The 17,552-nt window shown below is 71.8% G+C and carries 18 protein-coding genes and 2 tRNA genes; 15 read left to right on the top strand and 5 right to left on the bottom strand.

Annotated elements, in window-relative coordinates; genetic code table 11:
• Positions 1 to 4 precede the first annotated feature (4 nt).
• Positions 5 to 787: a trimeric intracellular cation channel family protein gene (locus tag ACODR5_RS10400; RefSeq protein ID WP_460815591.1), complete on the bottom strand. Its 783-nt coding sequence runs from the start codon at positions 785 to 787 to the stop codon at positions 5 to 7.
• An 81-nt stretch (positions 788 to 868) separates the two neighbouring features.
• Between ACODR5_RS10400 and recO the strand changes: the two genes are divergently transcribed.
• Genes recO through ACODR5_RS10385 form a run of 3 tightly spaced genes read left to right on the top strand, consistent with a single transcriptional unit; the run spans position 869 to position 3,114 of the window.
• Positions 869 to 1,597 carry a DNA repair protein RecO gene (recO, locus tag ACODR5_RS10395; protein ID WP_488983587.1) on the top strand — a complete coding sequence of 243 codons (729 nt, stop codon included), beginning with the start codon at positions 869 to 871 and terminating at the stop codon, positions 1,595 to 1,597.
• The gene (locus ACODR5_RS10390) at positions 1,594 to 2,394 is read left to right on the top strand and encodes an isoprenyl transferase (protein WP_488983586.1); all 801 of its coding nucleotides are present in this window, start codon (positions 1,594 to 1,596) and stop codon (positions 2,392 to 2,394) included. The genes recO and ACODR5_RS10390 overlap by 4 nt, the downstream gene beginning before the upstream one ends.
• A 45-nt stretch (positions 2,395 to 2,439) precedes the next feature.
• On the top strand, positions 2,440 to 3,114 hold the full coding sequence (locus ACODR5_RS10385) for a DsbA family oxidoreductase (protein WP_460815587.1): 675 nt from the start codon (positions 2,440 to 2,442) through the stop codon (positions 3,112 to 3,114).
• On the opposite strand, the gene ACODR5_RS10380 is transcribed toward ACODR5_RS10385, so the two are convergent.
• Entirely contained in the window at positions 3,115 to 3,609 is a 495-nt protein-coding gene (locus ACODR5_RS10380; RefSeq protein WP_488983585.1) for a glutathione peroxidase, read from the bottom strand.
• A gap of 56 nt (positions 3,610 to 3,665) precedes the next feature.
• Between ACODR5_RS10380 and dusB the strand changes: the two genes are divergently transcribed.
• From dusB to ACODR5_RS10335, 9 genes are all read left to right on the top strand, one after another.
• The gene (gene dusB / locus ACODR5_RS10375) at positions 3,666 to 4,829 is read left to right on the top strand and encodes a tRNA dihydrouridine synthase DusB (protein ID WP_449854217.1); all 1,164 of its coding nucleotides are present in this window, start codon (positions 3,666 to 3,668) and stop codon (positions 4,827 to 4,829) included.
• Complete coding sequence (locus ACODR5_RS10370; RefSeq protein WP_449854216.1) at positions 4,819 to 6,180, top strand: deoxyguanosinetriphosphate triphosphohydrolase; 1,362 nt, start codon at positions 4,819 to 4,821, stop codon at positions 6,178 to 6,180. The genes dusB and ACODR5_RS10370 overlap by 11 nt, the downstream gene beginning before the upstream one ends.
• Position 6,181: 1 nt before the next feature.
• Complete coding sequence (gene dnaG / locus ACODR5_RS10365) at positions 6,182 to 8,074, top strand: DNA primase (RefSeq protein ID WP_488983584.1); 1,893 nt, start codon at positions 6,182 to 6,184, stop codon at positions 8,072 to 8,074.
• Between the two features lie 27 nt (positions 8,075 to 8,101).
• A complete protein-coding gene (locus ACODR5_RS10360) occupies positions 8,102 to 8,884 on the top strand; it encodes an ATP-binding cassette domain-containing protein (protein WP_449854214.1) in 783 nt (260 codons plus the stop codon).
• A 53-nt stretch (positions 8,885 to 8,937) separates the two neighbouring features.
• Positions 8,938 to 9,013 (top strand) — tRNA-Asn (locus ACODR5_RS10355).
• Between the two features lie 63 nt (positions 9,014 to 9,076).
• A complete protein-coding gene (locus ACODR5_RS10350; protein WP_488983583.1) occupies positions 9,077 to 9,595 on the top strand; it encodes a hypothetical protein in 519 nt (172 codons plus the stop codon).
• Between the two features lie 108 nt (positions 9,596 to 9,703).
• Complete coding sequence (locus ACODR5_RS10345; protein WP_488983582.1) at positions 9,704 to 11,029, top strand: chymotrypsin family serine protease; 1,326 nt, start codon at positions 9,704 to 9,706, stop codon at positions 11,027 to 11,029.
• 308 nt (positions 11,030 to 11,337) lie between these two features.
• Positions 11,338 to 11,847, top strand: a complete 510-nt coding sequence (locus tag ACODR5_RS10340) for a metallophosphoesterase family protein (RefSeq protein WP_488983581.1) — start codon at positions 11,338 to 11,340, stop codon at positions 11,845 to 11,847.
• 93 nt (positions 11,848 to 11,940) lie between these two features.
• Positions 11,941 to 13,560, top strand: a complete 1,620-nt coding sequence (locus ACODR5_RS10335) for an NAD-dependent epimerase/dehydratase family protein (RefSeq protein ID WP_488983580.1) — start codon at positions 11,941 to 11,943, stop codon at positions 13,558 to 13,560.
• 28 nt (positions 13,561 to 13,588) lie between these two features.
• Here ACODR5_RS10335 and ACODR5_RS10330 read toward each other — a convergent pair whose 3' ends face one another.
• On the bottom strand, positions 13,589 to 14,119 hold the full coding sequence (locus ACODR5_RS10330; protein WP_488983579.1) for a septum formation family protein: 531 nt from the start codon (positions 14,117 to 14,119) through the stop codon (positions 13,589 to 13,591).
• A gap of 81 nt (positions 14,120 to 14,200) precedes the next feature.
• The gene (gene def / locus ACODR5_RS10325; RefSeq protein WP_460815574.1) at positions 14,201 to 14,767 is read right to left on the bottom strand and encodes a peptide deformylase; all 567 of its coding nucleotides are present in this window, start codon (positions 14,765 to 14,767) and stop codon (positions 14,201 to 14,203) included.
• Positions 14,768 to 14,854: 87 nt separating this feature from the next.
• Between def and ACODR5_RS10320 the strand changes: the two genes are divergently transcribed.
• The 3 genes from ACODR5_RS10320 to ACODR5_RS10310 all read left to right on the top strand — a co-directional run bounded on the left by ACODR5_RS10320 (position 14,855) and on the right by ACODR5_RS10310 (position 16,566).
• Positions 14,855 to 15,970, top strand: a complete 1,116-nt coding sequence (locus ACODR5_RS10320) for a DMT family transporter (RefSeq protein WP_488983595.1) — start codon at positions 14,855 to 14,857, stop codon at positions 15,968 to 15,970.
• Positions 15,971 to 15,983: 13 nt separating this feature from the next.
• Positions 15,984 to 16,058 (top strand) — tRNA-Ile (locus ACODR5_RS10315).
• 109 nt (positions 16,059 to 16,167) lie between these two features.
• A complete protein-coding gene (locus ACODR5_RS10310; RefSeq protein WP_460815573.1) occupies positions 16,168 to 16,566 on the top strand; it encodes an ACT domain-containing protein in 399 nt (132 codons plus the stop codon).
• 18 nt (positions 16,567 to 16,584) lie between these two features.
• On the opposite strand, the gene ACODR5_RS10305 is transcribed toward ACODR5_RS10310, so the two are convergent.
• Complete coding sequence (locus ACODR5_RS10305) at positions 16,585 to 17,397, bottom strand: SDR family oxidoreductase (RefSeq protein ID WP_460815571.1); 813 nt, start codon at positions 17,395 to 17,397, stop codon at positions 16,585 to 16,587.
• Between the last annotated feature and the right edge of the window lie 155 nt (positions 17,398 to 17,552).

The raw sequence follows: 17,552 nt of genomic DNA, 5'->3' as shown, positions 1-17,552 counted from the left end.
CGGCTCAGCGGCGGCGGAACCACCACCGCCGCCGCGGCGCGGGGGCGTCGGGCACGACGATCGCGCCGGTGAGCGGGATGTCCGCGCCCTCGCGCACCTCCTCGGCGGTGACGACGGGGATCGCGGACGTCTCGAGCGCCACCTTGCGGCGGTGGATTCGGCGCTGCTCGGGCAGCGAGAGGTCGAAGATCACGGCCAGCAGGCGCACGAGGGCCGTGACCGTCGCGCCGATGACGGCCGCCACGATGATGTCGGCCCCGAGCAGGTATGCGCCGGCCAGCACCGCCCCGCCCGCGAGCGCGGCGATCGCGTAGAGCGAGCCGACGTGCATGATCGCCACGGGCAGGCCCATCGCGATGTCGCGGATGATGCCGCCGCCGACGGCCGCGCACATGCCGATGAAGACCGCCGGCACGATCGGCAGGCCGTACGCGAGCGCCTTCGACGTGCCCACCGCCCCGAACAGGCCCATGGCGACGGCGTCGAACCCGACGATGAGGCGGTTCAGCTTCTGGAACACGCCCGCCAGGAGCATGCCCGTGAGCGAGGCGGCGACCGCCGTGAGCAGGTACCAGTTCGACTGCAGGGTCGCGGGCGTCACCCCGAGCAGGATGTCGCGGATGAGGCCGCCGCCCATGCCGAGCATGATGCCGATGATCGCGACGCCGAGCCAGTCGAGGCGGCGCTGGCCCTGGAAGCCGGAGGCGAACACGGCGCCCTGGATGCCGCCGAGCGCGACCGCGAGCAGGTCGGCCCACAGCGGGATGATGAAGAGCGGCGCGTCCATCCCTCAATCGTGCCAGGCGGGCGAAGGGCGCGCCCGCCGCGCCTCCAGGCCGCTCGCAATCCGGCGGCGGATAATCGGACGGTGCCCACCTACCGAGACGAAGCCGTCGTGCTGCGCACCCACAAGCTGGGCGAGGCCGACCGGATCGTCACGCTGCTGACGCGCCGGCACGGCAAGGTGCGGGCGGTGGCCAAGGGGGTGCGCCGCACGTCGTCGAAGTTCGGCGCGCGGCTCGAGCCGTTCATGGTCGTCGACGCGCAGCTGTTCGCCGGCCGGAGCCTCGACATCGTGCAGCAGGCGGACTCGCTCGGCACGTACGGCGCCGAGATCGCGGCCGACTACGACCGGTACACCGCCGGGAGCGCCATGGTCGAGGCGGCCGACCGGCTCAACGAGGCCGTCTCGGATCCCCAGCACTACTTCCTGCTCGTGGGTGCGCTGCGCGCGCTCTCGCGCGCCGAGCACGCGAGCCCCGCCATCATGGGCTCGTACCTGCTGCGGGCGATGTCGCTGTCGGGGTGGGCGCCCGCGCTCGGCGACTGCGCGCGCTGCGGGGCGCCGGGCCCGCACGACGCGTTCGTGTCGCAGCTGGGCGGCACCGTGTGCTCGTCCTGCGCGCCGGCCGGCAGTCCGCGCGTCGACCGCCGCACGCTCGAGGTGCTGCGCGCGCTCATGGCGGGGGAGTGGGACGTCGTGGACCGTGCCGACGAGCGCGAGCTGGGCGCGGCATCCGGTCTCGTGTCGGCCTATGTGCAGTGGACCCTCGAGCGCGGGCTGCGCGCGCTCCCGCAACTCGGAGGAAAGCGTTGAGCAAGCCGTACACACACCCCGACGCCGTGCCGTACCGGCCGATCGACTGGACGGGCGTGCGTCCGCCGGCCTTCGGCGGCGCCGTGCCGAACCACGTCGCGATCGTGATGGACGGCAACGGGCGCTGGGCCAACCGGCGCGGGCTCTCGCGCATCGAGGGGCACCGCGCGGGGGAGGAAGTGCTGCTCGACGTCGTGGCCGGCGCGATCCAGGCCGGCGTGAAGCACCTCTCGGTGTACGCCTTCTCGACCGAGAACTGGCGCCGCTCGCCCGACGAGGTGCGCTTCCTCATGGGCTTCAACCGCGACGTGCTGCACCGCCGCCGCGATCAGCTGAACGAGTGGGGCGTGCGCGTGCGATGGGCGGGGCGGACGCCGCGGCTGTGGCGCTCGGTCATCAAGGAGCTGCGCTTCGCGGAGCAGCTGACGGCCGGCAACGACGTGCTGACGCTGACGATGTGCGTCAACTACGGCGGGCGCAACGAGATCGTCGACGCCGTGCGGCGGATCGCGGACGAGGCCGCCGCGGGGCGCCTCGCGCCCGCGGCGATCACCGAGAAGACGCTGCGGCGGCATCTCTACGTGCCGGACATGCCCGATGTCGACCTGTTCCTGCGCTCCAGCGGCGAGCAGCGCACCTCGAACTTCCTGCTGTGGCAGTCGGCGTACGCCGAGATGGTGTTCCTCGACACGCTGTGGCCCGATTTCAGCCGCGCCGAGCTGTGGCGGGGCATCCAGGTCTACCTCGACCGCGACCGCCGGTTCGGCGGCGCCGTGGACGCGCCGACCGCGTCGTGACGCGGCCGCTGGGAATGCCGCGACCCGCGATCCGTTGAGACTGTCATGACCTCTTCGCCTGCCCCCATCAAGATCGACATCTGGAGCGACGTCGCCTGCCCGTGGTGCTACATCGGCAAGCGCAATCTCGAGAAGGGGCTCGCGGAGACCGCCGGCGATGACGACGCGCCGCGCGTGGAGATCGAGTACCACTCCTTCGAGCTCTCGCCCGACACCCCCGTGGACTTCGAGGGGAGCTCGGCCGAGTTCCTCGCCGCGCACAAGGGCATCTCGATCGACGAGGCCCGGGCGATGAACGAGCGCGTCTCGCAGATCGCCGAGGGGGCGGGGCTGCACTACCGCTTCGACCTGCAGCAGCACACGAACACGGTGAAGGCGCACGAGCTGATCCACTTCGCGAAGGCGCACGGCCGCCAACTCGAGATGAAGGAGCGGCTGCTGTCGGCGTACTTCGTGGAGGGCAGGCACGTGGGGCGCGTCGACGAGCTCGTCGCGCTGGCCGAGGAGATCGGGCTCGACGGCGCCGCGGCCCGCGAGGCGCTCGAATCGGACGCCTACCTCGACGCCGTGCGCGCCGACCAGGCGCAGGCGCAGGCCTACGGCATCGGCGGGGTGCCGTTCTTCGTGATCGACGGCCGCTACGGCGTGAGCGGCGCGCAGCCGCCCGAGGCGTTCGCGCAGGTGGCGCGCCAGGTCTGGGCCGAGAAGCAGCAGGCCTGATCAGCCCAGCGCGGCCTCGATCGCGGCGATGACCGCGGGGTCGTCCGGCTTGGTCGGCGGGCGGAACCGGGTGACCGATCCGTCCGGCGCCACGAGGAACTTCTCGAAGTTCCACGCCACCGGTCCGCCCAGGCCGTGCTCGTCCTTCGTCTTCTTCAGCGCCTTGTAGAGAGGATGCGCGTGCGATCCGTTGACCCTGATCTTGTCGTGGATCGGGAACGACACGCCCCACGTCGTGGCGCAGTAGTCGAGGATCTCGTCGATCGATCCCGGCTCCTGCCCCATGAACTGGTTGCAGGGGAAGCCGATCACGGTCAGCCCCCGGTCGCCGTACGCGCGCTGCAGCTGCTCGAGCTGCTCGTACTGCGGGGTCAGGCCGCACTTGGACGCGACGTTCACGACGAGCACGGGGCCGCGCGCGTAGTCGGCCAGCGTCCGCGTGGCGCCCTGCGCATCGGCGAACGGGATGGTGCGGACGTCGGGGGTCTCGGCCATGTCCCCAGGGTACGGCGCGAGGCCGCCTCCCTGCTCGGTTCTGAGAGAATGGACCCGTGACCTCCGTACTCGACGCGCCCGCCGCCACGCGCGGTCTGCAGATCGGCGGCATCCGCTCGGATGTGCCGGTGGTCTTGGCGCCCATGGCGGGCATCACGAACACGGCGTTCCGGCGGCTGTGCCGCGAGTACGGCGCCGGGCTGTACGTGAGCGAGATGATCACGACGCGGGCGCTCGTCGAGCGCAACCCCGTCACGATGCGCCTCGTGCAGTTCCACGAGTCCGAGACGCCGCGGTCCATCCAGCTCTACGGCGTGGACCCCCACTACACGCGCGAGGCGGCCCGGATCATCGCGGATGAGGACCGCGCCGACCACATCGACCTCAACTTCGGCTGCCCCGTGCCCAAGGTCACCCGCAAGGGCGGGGGATCGGCGCTGCCCTGGAAGCTCGACCTGTTCCGCTCGATCGTGCGCGGGGCCGTGGAGGGCGCGGGCGGGCTGCCCGTCACGGTGAAGATGCGCAAGGGCATCGACGCCGATCACCTGACGTATCTCGAGGCAGCCAAGATCGCCGAGGACGAGGGTGTCAAGGCCGTCGCGCTGCACGCGCGCACGGCGAACGAGTTCTACTCGGGGCACGCCGACTGGTCGGCGATCGCCAAGCTCAAGGAGACGGTCACGAGCATCCCCGTGCTCGGCAACGGCGACATCTGGAGCGCCGCCGACGCCGTGCGCATGATGGACGAGACCGGGTGCGACGGTGTCGTCGTGGGGCGCGGCTGTCTCGGGCGGCCGTGGCTGTTCGGCGACCTCGCGCGGGCGTTCGGCGGCGAGGGCGTGCAGGTGGACGCGACGCTCGGCTTCGTCGCGGGCGCGTTCCGGCGGCACGCCGAGCTGCTCGTCGAGTTCTTCGAGAGCGAGGAGCGTGGCTGCCGCGACATCCGCAAGCACGCCGCGTGGTACTTCAAGGGCTACCCCGTGGGCGGCGACCTGCGCGGGCAGTTCGCGCAGGTGACGAGCCTCGCGCACATCGACGACCTCATCGGCGAGCTGGACCTCGACGCCCCGTATCCCGGCGAGGCGGCCGAGGGGCAGCGTGGCCGCGCGGGCCGGCCCAAGCGCACGGTGCTGCCGGATCGCTGGCTCGAGTCGCGCACCATGGACGCGGCCGAGACGCGGACGCTGGCGGACGCGGAGCTGGACACCAGTGGCGGCTGAGGCGGCGCGGCCCGCCGGATACACCGACGCGGACGCCGAGCGCTTCTTCCGGGAGAGGCACCGTTCCGAGCGGGACGACTTCGCGCGCGATCGCGCCAGGGTGCTGCACTCGGCGGGCCTGCGGCGGCTCGCGGCCAAGACGCAGGTGCTCAGTCCCGCGAGCCCGGCCGACTTCGCGCGCAATCGCCTGACCCACTCGCTCGAGGTGGCGCAGGTGGGCCGCGAGATCGGCAACGCGCTCGGGCTGGCGGCCGACGTCGTCGACACCGCGTGCCTCAGCCACGACCTCGGTCACCCGCCCTTCGGGCACAACGGCGAGCGCGCGCTCAACGAGTGGGGCGCCGACATCGGGGGCTTCGAGGGGAACGCGCAGAGCCTGCGCATCCTCACGCGACTCGAGGCGAAGGTCGAGGAGGACGGCCGCTCGTTCGGGCTCAACCTCACGCGCGCTTCGCTCGACGCCACGAGCAAGTACCCGTGGACGGTCTCGAACCCGCTGCCCGATCCCAGCGGGCGTCTCAAGTTCGGCGTCTATCCCGAGGACGAGGACGTCTTCCACTGGATGCGGCAGGGCGCGCCGGGGCGCCTGCGCTGCATCGAGGCGGAGGTGATGGACCTCTCGGACGACATCGCCTACTCCGTGCACGACTTCGAGGACGCCGTGCTGAACGGCTATCTGGACCTGTCGCGCGTGAGCGATCCGGTCGAGCACCACCCGCTCGTGGGCCAGATCCAGCAGTGGGTCGGCTACGACTACACGAGGGACGAGCTCGCCGACGGCCTCTACCGCCTCACGCGCCAGCCGATGTGGCTGCGCACCTTCGACCGGTCCCGGCAGGACCTGGCGCGGCTGAAGAACCTCACGAGCGACCTGATCGGGCGCTTCGCGCGCGCCGCCGTGAGCGCCACCCGCGAGGCGTACCCGGCGGATTCGCTCGCGCGCTACCAGGCGCACGTCGTGGTGCCGCGGGTCGTCGAGGTCGAGATCGCGGTGCTGAAGGGGCTGATGGGCGCCGCGATCGTCACGCTCGACGCGCGCAAGGGCGTGTACAAGGAGCAGCGGCGGGTGCTGAAGCGCATCGCGGACGCGCTGCTGTCGACCGACGCGCTGTGGTCCACGGGCGCCGACGCGCTCGAGCCCGCGTTCGCGGCCGACTTCCACGCCGCCGACACCGACGCCGCGCGCAAGCGCGTGATCGTCGACCAGATCGCGAGCCTCACCGATCAGACGGCCGTGGCTTGGCACAACCGGCTCGTCGGCGAGATCGACCCGGGCGAGGTGGGCATCTGGGCCCCGCGCCACGGTCGCCGCACCGCGGAGCGCGCGCCGCAGCCGGCGGGGGCGCGCTGACATGCCGCGCATCCGTCAGGCCGACGTCGACGAGGTCAAGGCGCGCACGAACATCGCGGACGTCATCGGCGAGCGGGTGGCGCTGAAGTCGGCGGGGGTCGGATCGCTCAAGGGGCTGTGCCCGTTCCACGACGAGAAGTCGCCGAGCTTCCACGTGCGGCCGCAGCACGGGTACTACCACTGCTTCGGATGCGGCGAGTCGGGCGACGTCTACAGCTTCCTGCGCGCCATGGACCACCTGTCCTTCACCGAGGCGGTGGAGCGCCTGGCGGCGCGCGTCGGGATCACGCTGCACTACGAGGACGGCGGCCCGGCACCCGAGACGAGCGGGCGCGCGCGGCTGCTCGCGGCCAACGCCGCGGCGGCGGAGTTCTTCCGCGCGCAGCTCGTCACGCCCGAGGCCGAGATCGCGCGGCGGTTCCTGGGGGAGCGCGGCTTCGACCCCGCCGCGGCCGCGCACTTCGGCGTGGGGTACGCGCCCCAGGGCTGGGACGGCATGCTCAAGGCGCTCACGGCGCAGGGCTTCACGCGCGAGGAGCTGACGACGGCCGGCCTCGTGTCGACCAACCAGCGCGGCGGCGTGTACGACCGGTTCCGGGGTCGCGTCGTGTGGCCGATCCGCGACGTCACGGGCCAGACGATCGGGTTCGGCGCGCGCCGGCTCTTCGACGACGACAAGGGCCCGAAGTACCTCAACACGCCCGAGACGCCGATCTACAAGAAGAACCAGGTGCTGTACGGGCTCGACCTGGCCAAGCGCGACATCTCGCGCGGCGACCCGAAGCGCGTGGTCGTCGTCGAGGGCTACACCGACGTCATGGCCTGCCACCTCGCCGGGGTGACGACGGCGATCGCGACGTGCGGCACCGCTTTCGGCTCCGAGCACGTCACGGTGCTGCGCCGCGTGATGGGCGACGACGACGCCTCCGGTGAGGTCGTGTTCACCTTCGACCCCGACGAGGCCGGCCAGAAGGCCGCCGTGCGCGCGTTCGCCGAAGAGAAGCGCTTCAACGCGCAGTCCTATGTCGCCGTCGCACCCGAGGGGCTCGACCCCTGCGACCTGCGGCTGCAGCGCGGCGACGCCGCGGTGCGGTCGCTCATGGACCACAAGGTGCCGATGTTCGAGTTCATGATCGACCGGCGCATCGCCGGCTTCGATCTCTCCTCCGTCGAGGGCCGCGTGGGCGCGCTGCGCTCGGCCGCGCCGATCGTCGCCGAGATCCGCGACCGCCTGCTGCGCCCCGGCTACGAGCGGGTGCTGGCGCGGCGGCTCGGGATGGACCCGACCGACGTGCACCAGGAGGTGCAGCGCCGCGCGGCCGCCGCGGGCGCCGAGGCACGCCGGGGCGAGGGACGACCGGGCGCCCCGGCGCAGCCCGGCACCGCGCGCCAGGGCGACCTCGCGGCCGCGCCGGTCGCGTCGCCGGCCGCCACGCTCGCCGCGCTGCCGCGCACGGTCGACGTCGCCAGGGAGCGCGACGCGCTCACCGGCTTCCTGCAGTACGGCCACCGCGTCGATCCCGTGCTGTTCCTGCGCGCCCTCGCCGTGCCGTTCCACCATCCGGCGCTCGAGGCCGTGCGCGCGACGCTCGAGGCGACCGACCGGTCCAAGCCGGGCTGGGCCCTCGCCGTCGTGGAGAACACCCCGGCGGCCTACCGCACGCTCGCCGGTGAGCTGCTCGCGCGCGACTTCCCGGCGCGCAACGAGGACCACGCCGTGGCCTCGATCGACGATCTCGCGCGCCAGATCGTGCTCGGCGCGCTCGCCCAGCGCAAGAACGAGCTGCTGGGGGCCATCCAGCGCGTGCCGGCCGACTCGGAGGAAGGGCGTGCGCTGCGGGTGCAGCTGCGCGACCTCGACGCGGAGCGCCGGCGCCTTCACCCCGACGACTGAGCGCCGCCGATCCGGCACAATGGGGGCATGCGCATCGTCGACGATCCCGAGCTGGCGATCCGCTGCGAGGACCTGAGCGTCGCCCGCTCGGGACGGGGCGCGACGATCCGCGCCGTCGACGGCGTCTCTTTCACGCTGCCGTGGTCGGGCACCCTGTGCGTCTCGGGCGCCACCGGATCGGGCAAGTCGAGCCTGGCCGCCACGCTGGCCGGGCAGCGCGAGGACTCGCTGAGTGTCGCGGGCGGCGACGCACAGGTGTGCGGCGTCTCGGTGCGCCGGCCTGGCCGCGCGCTGCGGGTGCTCACGTTCCGCACCGGGTATCTGCCCCAGGGCGCCGGCGCCGAGCTGCCGACGCGCCTGTCGGTGGCCGACGTGCTGTCCGAGCCCATCGTCTCGCGCGACCGGCGGGTGAGCCCTCGTGCGCTCGGCGTGCGCATCGCCTCGCTGCTCGACGAGCTGCACCTGCCCATCGGCACGGCCGACAAGTTCCCGTACGAGCTCAGCGCCGGTATGCGGCAGCGCGTGGCGCTGGCCCGCGCTCTCGTGCTCGACCCCAAGCTGCTCGTCGCGGACGAGCCCCTCGCGAACCTCGACCCCGAGGTGCGGCACGTCGCGTTCGAGGCGATCCTGCGGCGCCGGCGGCGATGGGGCATGGCGGCGCTGATCGTGACGAACGACGCCGACTTCGTGCGCGAGCTGGGCGCCGAGCGCATGCACCTGCAGGCCGGCCACGTCGTGGCGCGCAGCGAGGCGGGCGGCATGATCCACACGCCCGACGCGCGCCACACCCGGGGGCTGCCGGTGTCATGAACAGCCTCTGATATTTGCTAAGCTGTTCTGGTTGCCGCGAGAGCGGACAGCATTCCTCGGTAGCTCAATTGGCAGAGCAGCCGGCTGTTAACCGGCAGGTTCTTGGTTCGAGTCCAAGCCGGGGAGCCACAGGCCCTCACCCCTCGGGGTGGGGGCCTTTCCCGTGCCCGGGCGCCACGGGAGGATGGGGGCATGGCGACGCGGATGCTGCTGATCTCCGACACGCACGTGCCGTTGCGCGCGCGGGTGCTGCCTGACGCCGTGGGGCGGGCGATCGATGGGGCGGACGTCGTCATCCACGCGGGTACTCTGGGTCGGCGTCGCGACGCTCAACCCGCGGATCGCGGCGCCTGGGGCGGGTATATTGAGCATGGAGGCGAGATCATGGATGTAGTGGAGAAGCGCGGGAAGTCGAAGACCGCGTCTCTGGTGATCCTGGTGGCGATAACGATCGCGGTTGTCACGGGGCTCTGCCTCGTCGGGTCAGCCCGGTACGCGCTCATGCCGATCTATCCAGCCCTTCCGAGCCGTGATTACCAGATGCAGTCCGCGATCGCTTTCGTGGGGGCGGGCGTCGCGCTTGCGCTGGGCGCCGGTGCAGCGGTGCTCGCGGCTCGAATCTCTCAGCCGGGGCGCATCGTCCTGATCGGCGCAGCAACCGTGGTCGCGGTTGGCCTTGCTTCTTCATTCGCTGCTCTGACGATCCCCTAGTGAACTGTCCGGGCAGTCGAGCACGCCCCGTGACCTGCGCCTGGTCTGCTGCTAGCTTCGGCGGTAGATCGCTCCTGCTGAGCGACAGGACCCCCATGAAGGAGACTCGTGAAGCGCAGACGCCTGTTCCTAACGTCTCTCACAGCAGCCAGTTGCCTGCTCGCGCTGTGCGCACTACCGGCGCACGCCGCCCCAGCCGAGGACGACTACTCCCTCGGCCTTCTCAACAGCGTCCCGATCGATCAGCCGCTCCCCGAAGGTGCCAGAGCCATCACGCCTGAGGAACTCGGTGACCAGCGCGTCCTCGACCTCGAGGCCAGTGCGGCGGTGACTGACATCATGATGGTCGACTCCGATCGGACGATCAACACCGTCACCTGGGACGATGCAAGCGATGTGGTGCACTTCTACGCGCACGATGCTGATGACGCACTCAAGGCGGTCATCCAGAACGAGATGCCAGCCGATCAGGCGTGGGATCTGATTCCTGCCGCGCGCCCCATCGACCAGTTGGAGGCCACGATCGAGAAGATGGCGGCTGACACTTCCGCCCTCCCCGCCGGTCTCACCTTCGTCTCCGGGAAGCCTGAGCCCGACGGCACATCCATCACGATCGGCGTCGAGGGGATGTCCAACTCGCGATTGCGCGCTTCCAACCTGCCGGGCGAGATCCTTGGGGTGCCGGTCACCTTCGTTGAGGACGCACAAGCGAGATCAGCGATCCGAACCCGTAGCGGCGCACCCGTTATTTCGGGCGCGGTGATGCGTGGTCCGAGGTCGGACGGCTACGCGCGCTGCTCGACGGGCTTTCCAGTGACTCGGTACGCTGACGGACAGCTCAACATGATCTCCGCTGACCACTGCACGGACCTGCAGGGGGAGAACTGGCTGTATGGCAACGGCACCCACAGCGTGGGGAGATCCACCTTCCAAGCACCAGGAGGCACTGACCTCGAGCTGTTCGTCGAGTCAGATTCCGTGTCGACTTGGGTCCTCGTGGGTGCATACCAGGACAACGTTAGTGTCGCGCCTATCCGCGGCTACCTCGCGCCCGTAGGCGGAAACCGAATCTGCTATAGCGGCGCATTCTCGGGCATCGTGTGCAATAACGTTCTGGAGAACTCCGACGTCTTCAGCTGCGTTGCTCTCCAATGCTATTGGACCCGCTGGACCCATCAGAGCGTCGGAGTGCCCGCAGCCGGTAGCGGCGACAGCGGCGGGCCAGGCTTCGCGCTGATTGTGCGTGCCGAAGACAACTCTGTCGGCGCTTACGGCATGGGCATCATTTCGATGACTCCGTTCGATAGCAACACCACCTGCACAGGCGAGCCAGGGGCGAGCAATCGACTGTGTTCTCCAAATGTCGGCTTCGCTCCTCTGGGGCGCTGGGCGACCGCACAGTCGACGCACAACCTGCATTACACGACGAACTGACGGTCGCGTGGCGCGTCGCGGTCCTTTCGGGTCCGCGGGCGCGCCACGCGATGGTTCTGCTCAACGCGTCAGTCCTCCTCGCCAATCGCCCGATGTATAGCGCCTCTGCGGCGCGATTCACCCACGAGAGTTCCCGGAGCATCGGAATCGTGATCTTCGAAGGCGCGCTTTGAGCGTCGAGGTATCAACCCGTCGTCCGTCGTCAGGGCGGGTAGTCTCGTCCCCATGGTCGATCGGATCCGAATCCGACACGTTCCGCCCCCCCGCATGCCGGCGCCCCGAGAGTCAAGCCGCGGGAGGATGGGGGCATGGCGACGCGGCTGCTGCTGATCTCCGACACGCACGTGCCGTTGCGCGCGCGGGTGTTGCCCGATGCGGTGTGGCGGGCGATCGACGCGGCGGATGTCGTCATCCACGCGGGGGACTGGGTGGACGTGGCCACGCTCGACGCGATCGAGGCGCGGGCGGCGCGGCTGATCGCCGTGCACGGCAACAACGACGGCGCCGAGCTGCGTGCGCGGCTGCCGGAGGTCGCGCGCGCCGAGATCGAGGGGCTGCGGATCGCCGTGGTGCACGAGACCGGTGCCGCGAGCGGGCGGGAGCGGCGCGCGGACGAGGCCTTCGCCGACGATCCGCCCGGCGTGCTCGTGTTCGGTCACAGCCACATCCCGTGGGACAGCGTCACGCCGCGCGGGATGCGCGTGCTCAACCCCGGATCGCCGACGGATCGGCGGCGGCAGCCGGTGTGCACGATGATGACGGCCGTCGTCGACCGCGGGTCCCTGACGAGCGTCCAGCTCGTGCCCGTGCCGCGCTGACGTCCTAGTCGTGCCGCCCGCGGGTGGCAAGCCCGTCGCCGTGGTCGTCGGGATCGCCGAGTATCGTGACAGGCCACGCGAAGGAGGCAGGGGATGAAGGTCGCCATCGTCGGAGCGAGCGGCAACGTCGGCACCGCGCTCCTTCATGCACTGCAAGCCGAGGAGCGCGTCGACGAGATCGTCGGGATCGCGCGCCGCGTGCCCGACACCGCGAGCGAGCCGTATCGCGCCGCGCGCTGGGAGCGCGTCGACATCGCCGTGCCCGCGGCCGACGCGGCGGGGGAGGAGCGGGTGGTCACGCGCCTGGCCGAGGCGCTCGCGGGCGCCGATGTGGTCGTGCACCTGGCCTGGCTCATCCAGCCCAACCGCAACCGCGCGCTGCTGCGCCGCACCAACGTCGACGGCACGCGCCGCGTCGTCGAGGCGATGCTGCGCGCCGGTGTGCCGCACCTCGTGTGCGCATCGTCGGTGGGCGCGTACTCGGGCGTGCGCGACGACGAGCCGCGGGACGAGTCGTGGGCGACCGCCGGCATCCGCAGCTCGCACTACTCCGCCGACAAGGCCGACCAGGAGCGCGTGCTCGACGAGGCCGAGGCGCGGGGGCTCGCCGTGGCGCGCGTGCGGCCCGCGCTCGTGTTCGACGCCGACGCGGGCGCGCAGATCACGCGCCTGTTCATCGGTGCGCTCCTGCCCCCGCGGCTGCTGCGTCCCGGCACGCTGCCCGTCGTGCCGCTGCCGGCGGGCCTGCGCATGCAGGTGGTGCACGGCGAGGACGTGGCCGACGCCTACCGTCGGATCATCGTGAGCGGCGCCGTGGGGGCGTTCAACGTCGCGACCGATCCGGTGCTCGACGCCGGCGCGATCGCACGGATCGTGGGCCGCGGTCGGCACGTGCCGATCCCGCCGGCGGTGGTGCGGCCGCTGCTGCACGCGGCCTGGCGCGCGCACGCCGTGGCCGCCGATCCCGGGTGGCTCGACATGGCGATGCGCGTGCCCGTGATGGACACCACGCGTGCCCGCGAGGAGCTGGGCTGGTCGCCGCGTCACGGCGCCGACGAGACGCTGCGGGAGGTGCTCGAGGCGATCGCCGCCGGGCGCGGCACGCCGAGCGCCCCCATGCGCGCCCGGCGCCGCTGGCCGTACGACCAGCTGCCGCCCGGCGACGTTCCGGCGGATCGCTCCGACGCGGCGACGACCGTCGGCGACGGGCACCGCGTGCCCGTCGGGATCGATCGGGAGATCCTCGGCCTGTACCTGTCCGACCACCTCACGGGAGCGACCGCCGGTGTCGCGCGCGTCCGCCGCATGGCGAAGGCCTTCGCCGGCACCGAGCTGGGCGCGGACCTGGCGCGGATCGCCGAGGAGATCGCCGCCGAGCGGGCCTTCCTGCGCGATCTGATCCCCTCGCTGGAGCTGCGGCGGCGTCCCTATCGGCAGGCGGTGGCCTGGCTCGCCGAGCGGATCGGTCGGCTGAAGACGAACGGCCGCCCCTCCGGCTCGCCCATGACCCCGGTGCTCGAGCTCGAGCTCATGCGCAGCGCCGTGATCGGCAAGCTCGGCGGCTGGGAGACGCTCGCGGCGCTCGCGCCGGATCTCGGGCTGCCCGCCGAGACGTTCCACGACCTCGCCGAGCGCGCCCGCTCGCAGGCGGACGTGCTGGGCGAGCTGCACGCGCGCGTCGCGCCCGAGGCGTTCCGGCGCGACGCGCGCTGAGCGCGGCGCTCGCCCGCCGCCGTGCGAATCAGCGGGCGGCGCCCTCGAGCGAGCCCTCGACGGGGACGATGGTCATGCCGGCGTCGTCCGAGGCCTCGTAGACGATGCACTGCACCACGCGGTCGCCCTGGGCCCACGAGGCCTCGAGCGGCGTGAACGCGGTGTACCAGAGCGTCGCCGACTCCTCGAAGGCGATGCCGGTGAAGGCCTCGAACTCGGGGTGGCAGCCCTCGTCGGCCGCGGTGCCGATGGCCTCCGTGCCGGGCCACTCGTCGCCGAGGTCGACTTCGAACTCGTGGTAGACCTCGTACTCGTGCGGCTCCGCGCACGGCACGGCCTCGACATCGAACACCTCCTGGCCGTCGGGCTCGAGAAGGCAGTCGCCGACCGAGATCTCGAACACCGACTCGGTGCCGCCCTCGGTGACCTCCTGCGTCTCGTCGTCGCGCGTCGCGCCGCCGACCGGAAGCGAGAGACCGGCGCATCCGCCCAGCGACGAGGCGACGAGCGCCGCGGTGCCGGCGGCGAGGGCGAAGCGGGTGAGGGACGCGCGGGACATGGGGTTCTCCGTTCGAGGGATGCTTGTGGCCCCCACGCTAGGGCTGGAGCGCCGTGCGTGCCACGGGGAGGACTGCCCGCCTCAGCCCTCCAGGTCGTCGACCCCCGGTGTCCAGCTGACCCCCGGGCGGCCCCAGCCGCGCTTCTTCGAGATCTTCTGCGCCGTCTTCCAGTCGCCGTCCGAGACGCGATCGATGTAGATGATCCCGTCGAGATGATCGAACTCGTGCTGCAGGATGCGCGCGCGCCAGCCGTCGACCTCCAGCCGCACCGGCCGGCCGTCGAGGTCGCTGGCCGTGACGACGACGCGATCCGAGCGGCGCAGCGGGAACCGCTCGCCGGGGAACGACAGGCAGCCCTCCGACTCGGTGTCCTCGTCCGGCTGCCCAGGCTCGGTCGGCACCATCCACAGCTCGGGGTTGATCGCGACGCCGCGCCACGGCCGTCCCTGGTCGTCCTCATGCGAGTAGACGAACAGCCGCAGCGGCACGCCGACCTGCGGGGCCGCGAGGCCGACGCCGGGGGCGGCATCCATCGTCTCGTACATGTCGGCGACGAGGGTGCGGATCTCGTCCGTGACCTCGTCGACGGGGGCGGCGGGGGCGTGCAGCACGGGATCGCCCCAGATGCGGATGGGAAGGATGGCCATCCCCCCAGCCTAATTCGGCGGTCCGCGGCTTCCGGAGCGGCCGTCTCACCGGTGAGACGGGCGCCGTGGCCTAGGCTCGGAGGCGTGATGTGGGGGATGGCCTCGGGTGTGGACGACGTCGGCGAGCAGCTCGTCGGGGCCTTCCAGAACCCCGGCCTGCTCCTGGGCATCCCCCTCGCTCTCGCCGGAGCGGTGTTCATGTCGCTCGGCGCGCAGTTCCAGAGCCGCGGCGTGCGCAAGGTCGAGACGCTCTCGGGCGCGACGGGGGAGACCGGGCTCGGCGGTGCGCACCTGCTGAGCCTGCTGCGGCGCCCGTCGTGGCTCATCGGCACGGTGCTGCTGGGGGTGGCGATCCTCTGCCAGCTCAGCGCGCTCGCGATCGCGCCGCTGATCGTCGTGCAGCCGCTCGGCGCCGTCTCGCTCGTCATCACGACGCTGCTGAACGCGCAGGCCACCGGCCACCTGCCGACGCGCCGGTCCCTGACGGCGATCGGCCTGTGCATCGGCGGCATCTTCGTCTTCGTCATCGTCGCGGCGCTGTTCGCGACCGAGCACCCGCTCACGGAGTACCAGCTGCTCATCGTGCTCGCGATCCTGCTCGTCACGGTGATCCTGCTCGGTGGCGCCTGGGCGATCCTGCGCCGGCGTCTGAACGCGCTCTTCTACATCACGGCGGCCGGCGTGCTGTACGGCTTCGTCGCCACGCTCGCGAAGGTCGTCATCATGCGCATCCAGGCGGGCGACTTCGAGTGGATCACGATCGTCTGCCTCGTCGCGCTGCTGGCTGCGGGCGCCGTCGGCGCGTACTTCGTGCAGACCGCCTACTCGTCGGGCCCGCCCGACCTCGTGATCGCCGGGCTCACGGTCATCGATCCGATCGTCGCCGTGCTCATCGGCGCGCTCGTGCTGGGGGAGGCGACCAATGCGCCCGTCTGGGCGCTCGTCATCTTCGTGATCGCCGGCGCGGTCGCCTCGGTCGGGGTGTTCCTGCTTGCGCGCCACCACCCGCAGGTCATCAGCGAGAGTCAGCAGCTCGACATCCGGCGCGGAGGCGGCGCGGCACCGTCCGACGAGGCGGTGGCCCGCGAAGAGCGTGGCTCCGAGTCGACCCCGTTGGACGAGCTGCGCGCGCTGCGCGATCCGGACGACCTGCTCGACCGCCGCGGGCGCCCCGACGCCGGCTCGGATCCCGCGCCGCGGTAGGCTCGATGCGCACGGGGCGGTAGCCAAGATGGTCAAGGCAGCGAGCTCATAACTCGACGATCCGCGGGTTCGAGTCCCGCCCGCCCCACCGGGTTCCGCGCGGAATCGCCCCGCGCGGGTGCGCGTAATGTGGGTGACGCGCGACTGTCGCGGCTCCGCGGGGGAGTCTTCCGCGCCGTTCCCGAAGCGAGTCGCCCATGACGCCTCCCTCGATCACCCTGCGAGAGCTGCCCGGCGAGTATGTCGTCGCCCGTCTTCCCGCGCGGGGGGATTCCTCGCGCGCGCTGGACGAGGTGCTGGCGACGGGGGCGTTCGTCTCCGTCACCCGCACGCCGCAGGAGCTGTCGATCGTCTGTCTCGCCGGATCTGCGCCTGAGGGGGCCGAGATCGACGGCCCGTGGATCGCCCTGTACGCGGCCGGGCCGATCCCGTTCGGGATGACGGGCGTGGTCACCTCGCTGGTGTCGCCGCTGTCGGCCGCGGGCTGCCCGGTGTTCGTCGTCTCGACGTACGACGGGGATGTCCTCATGGTGCCGAGCGACGCGGCCGACCGCGCGCGCGACGCCCTTCAGGACGCCGGGCACATCCTCGCGTAGCGCCCGGTAGCGGCGCGCTCAGACGCCGCGCCAGTCGTCGCTCTCGAGGCTCGCCCCGGCCATCGGACCCATCTGCAGCATGCCGCCGTCGACCGGCCAGCTCGCCCCGGTGACGTAGGACGCGGAGGGGGAGCAGAGGAAGGCGATCACGGCCGCGATCTCCTCGGGCACGCCCGGGCGCGGGATCGGGATGCCGGGGCGCCGCGTCTCGGACGCCTCGGCGGGGTCGATGCCCGTCATCGGCGTGGCGACGAGGCCGGGTGCCACGGCGTTGACGGTGATGCCGTGCTCGGCCAGCTCGATCGCCATGGTCTTCAGCAGCCCGCCGAGCCCGTGCTTGGCCGCGTCGTACGCGGTCGATCCGATCTTGGGCTGGTGCTCGTGCACGCTCGTGACGCCCACGATCCGGCCGCCGCGGCCGGCGGACACCATCCGTCGCGCGGCGCGCTGCATCACGACGAACGCCCCCTCGAGATCGGTGACCACCACGCGCCGCCAGCTGTCGAGGTCCAGGTCGAGGAACGGCACGCTGTCGCCCGTGCCCGCGCTGTTGACGAAGACGTCGACGCCCCCGAGGTCTTCGGCCAGCGCGTCGATCACGTCGCCGCAGGCCGGGATGTCGGTGACGTCGAGGTGCGCGACGACGGCGCGTCGCCCCTCGGCTTCGACGAGGCGGGCGGTCTCGCGGGCGCCCTCCTCGTCGCTGTGCCACGTCACACCCACGTCGAGGCCGGCTCGGGCCAGCGCGACGGCGGTGGCGCGGCCCATGCCGGAATCGGAGGCGGTCACGATGGCGGTGTGCGGGCGGAAATCTCGCGTATCGGTGCTCATGCGGGCATTCCACCCGCACCGCCGCAGACCCGAAAGCGCCTTGACAACGGCAGCGACGGGGCGCCGCCCGGGCAGCCGCGCAACCGCACGGAATGACACGCCGTCTTGCCTCATGTCAATAGGTCCGGGAGCGGTTGACGCGTGCCTCACGCAAG

This window comes from Microbacterium sp. FG3 (genome assembly GCF_057809335.1).
Note: the sequence above shows the minus strand (reverse complement) of the source record. Positions and strands in the feature narration are given on the sequence as shown.

Coding starts and splice junctions, on each gene's coding strand:
- dnaG (WP_488983584.1), top strand. CDS start 6,182: ATGCCGCGCATCCGTCAGGCCGACGTCGACGAGGTCAAGGCGCGCACG.
- ACODR5_RS10340 (WP_488983581.1), top strand. CDS start 11,338: ATGGCGACGCGGCTGCTGCTGATCTCCGACACGCACGTGCCGTTGCGC.
- ACODR5_RS10385 (WP_460815587.1), top strand. CDS start 2,440: ATGACCTCTTCGCCTGCCCCCATCAAGATCGACATCTGGAGCGACGTC.
- ACODR5_RS10400 (WP_460815591.1), bottom strand. CDS start 787: ATGGACGCGCCGCTCTTCATCATCCCGCTGTGGGCCGACCTGCTCGCG.
- ACODR5_RS10335 (WP_488983580.1), top strand. CDS start 11,941: ATGAAGGTCGCCATCGTCGGAGCGAGCGGCAACGTCGGCACCGCGCTC.
- def (WP_460815574.1), bottom strand. CDS start 14,767: ATGGCCATCCTTCCCATCCGCATCTGGGGCGATCCCGTGCTGCACGCC.
- ACODR5_RS10320 (WP_488983595.1), top strand. CDS start 14,855: ATGTGGGGGATGGCCTCGGGTGTGGACGACGTCGGCGAGCAGCTCGTC.
- ACODR5_RS10310 (WP_460815573.1), top strand. CDS start 16,168: ATGACGCCTCCCTCGATCACCCTGCGAGAGCTGCCCGGCGAGTATGTC.
- ACODR5_RS10380 (WP_488983585.1), bottom strand. CDS start 3,609: ATGGCCGAGACCCCCGACGTCCGCACCATCCCGTTCGCCGATGCGCAG.
- ACODR5_RS10350 (WP_488983583.1), top strand. CDS start 9,077: ATGGCGACGCGGATGCTGCTGATCTCCGACACGCACGTGCCGTTGCGC.
- ACODR5_RS10330 (WP_488983579.1), bottom strand. CDS start 14,119: ATGTCCCGCGCGTCCCTCACCCGCTTCGCCCTCGCCGCCGGCACCGCG.
- ACODR5_RS10360 (WP_449854214.1), top strand. CDS start 8,102: ATGCGCATCGTCGACGATCCCGAGCTGGCGATCCGCTGCGAGGACCTG.
- ACODR5_RS10305 (WP_460815571.1), bottom strand. CDS start 17,397: ATGAGCACCGATACGCGAGATTTCCGCCCGCACACCGCCATCGTGACC.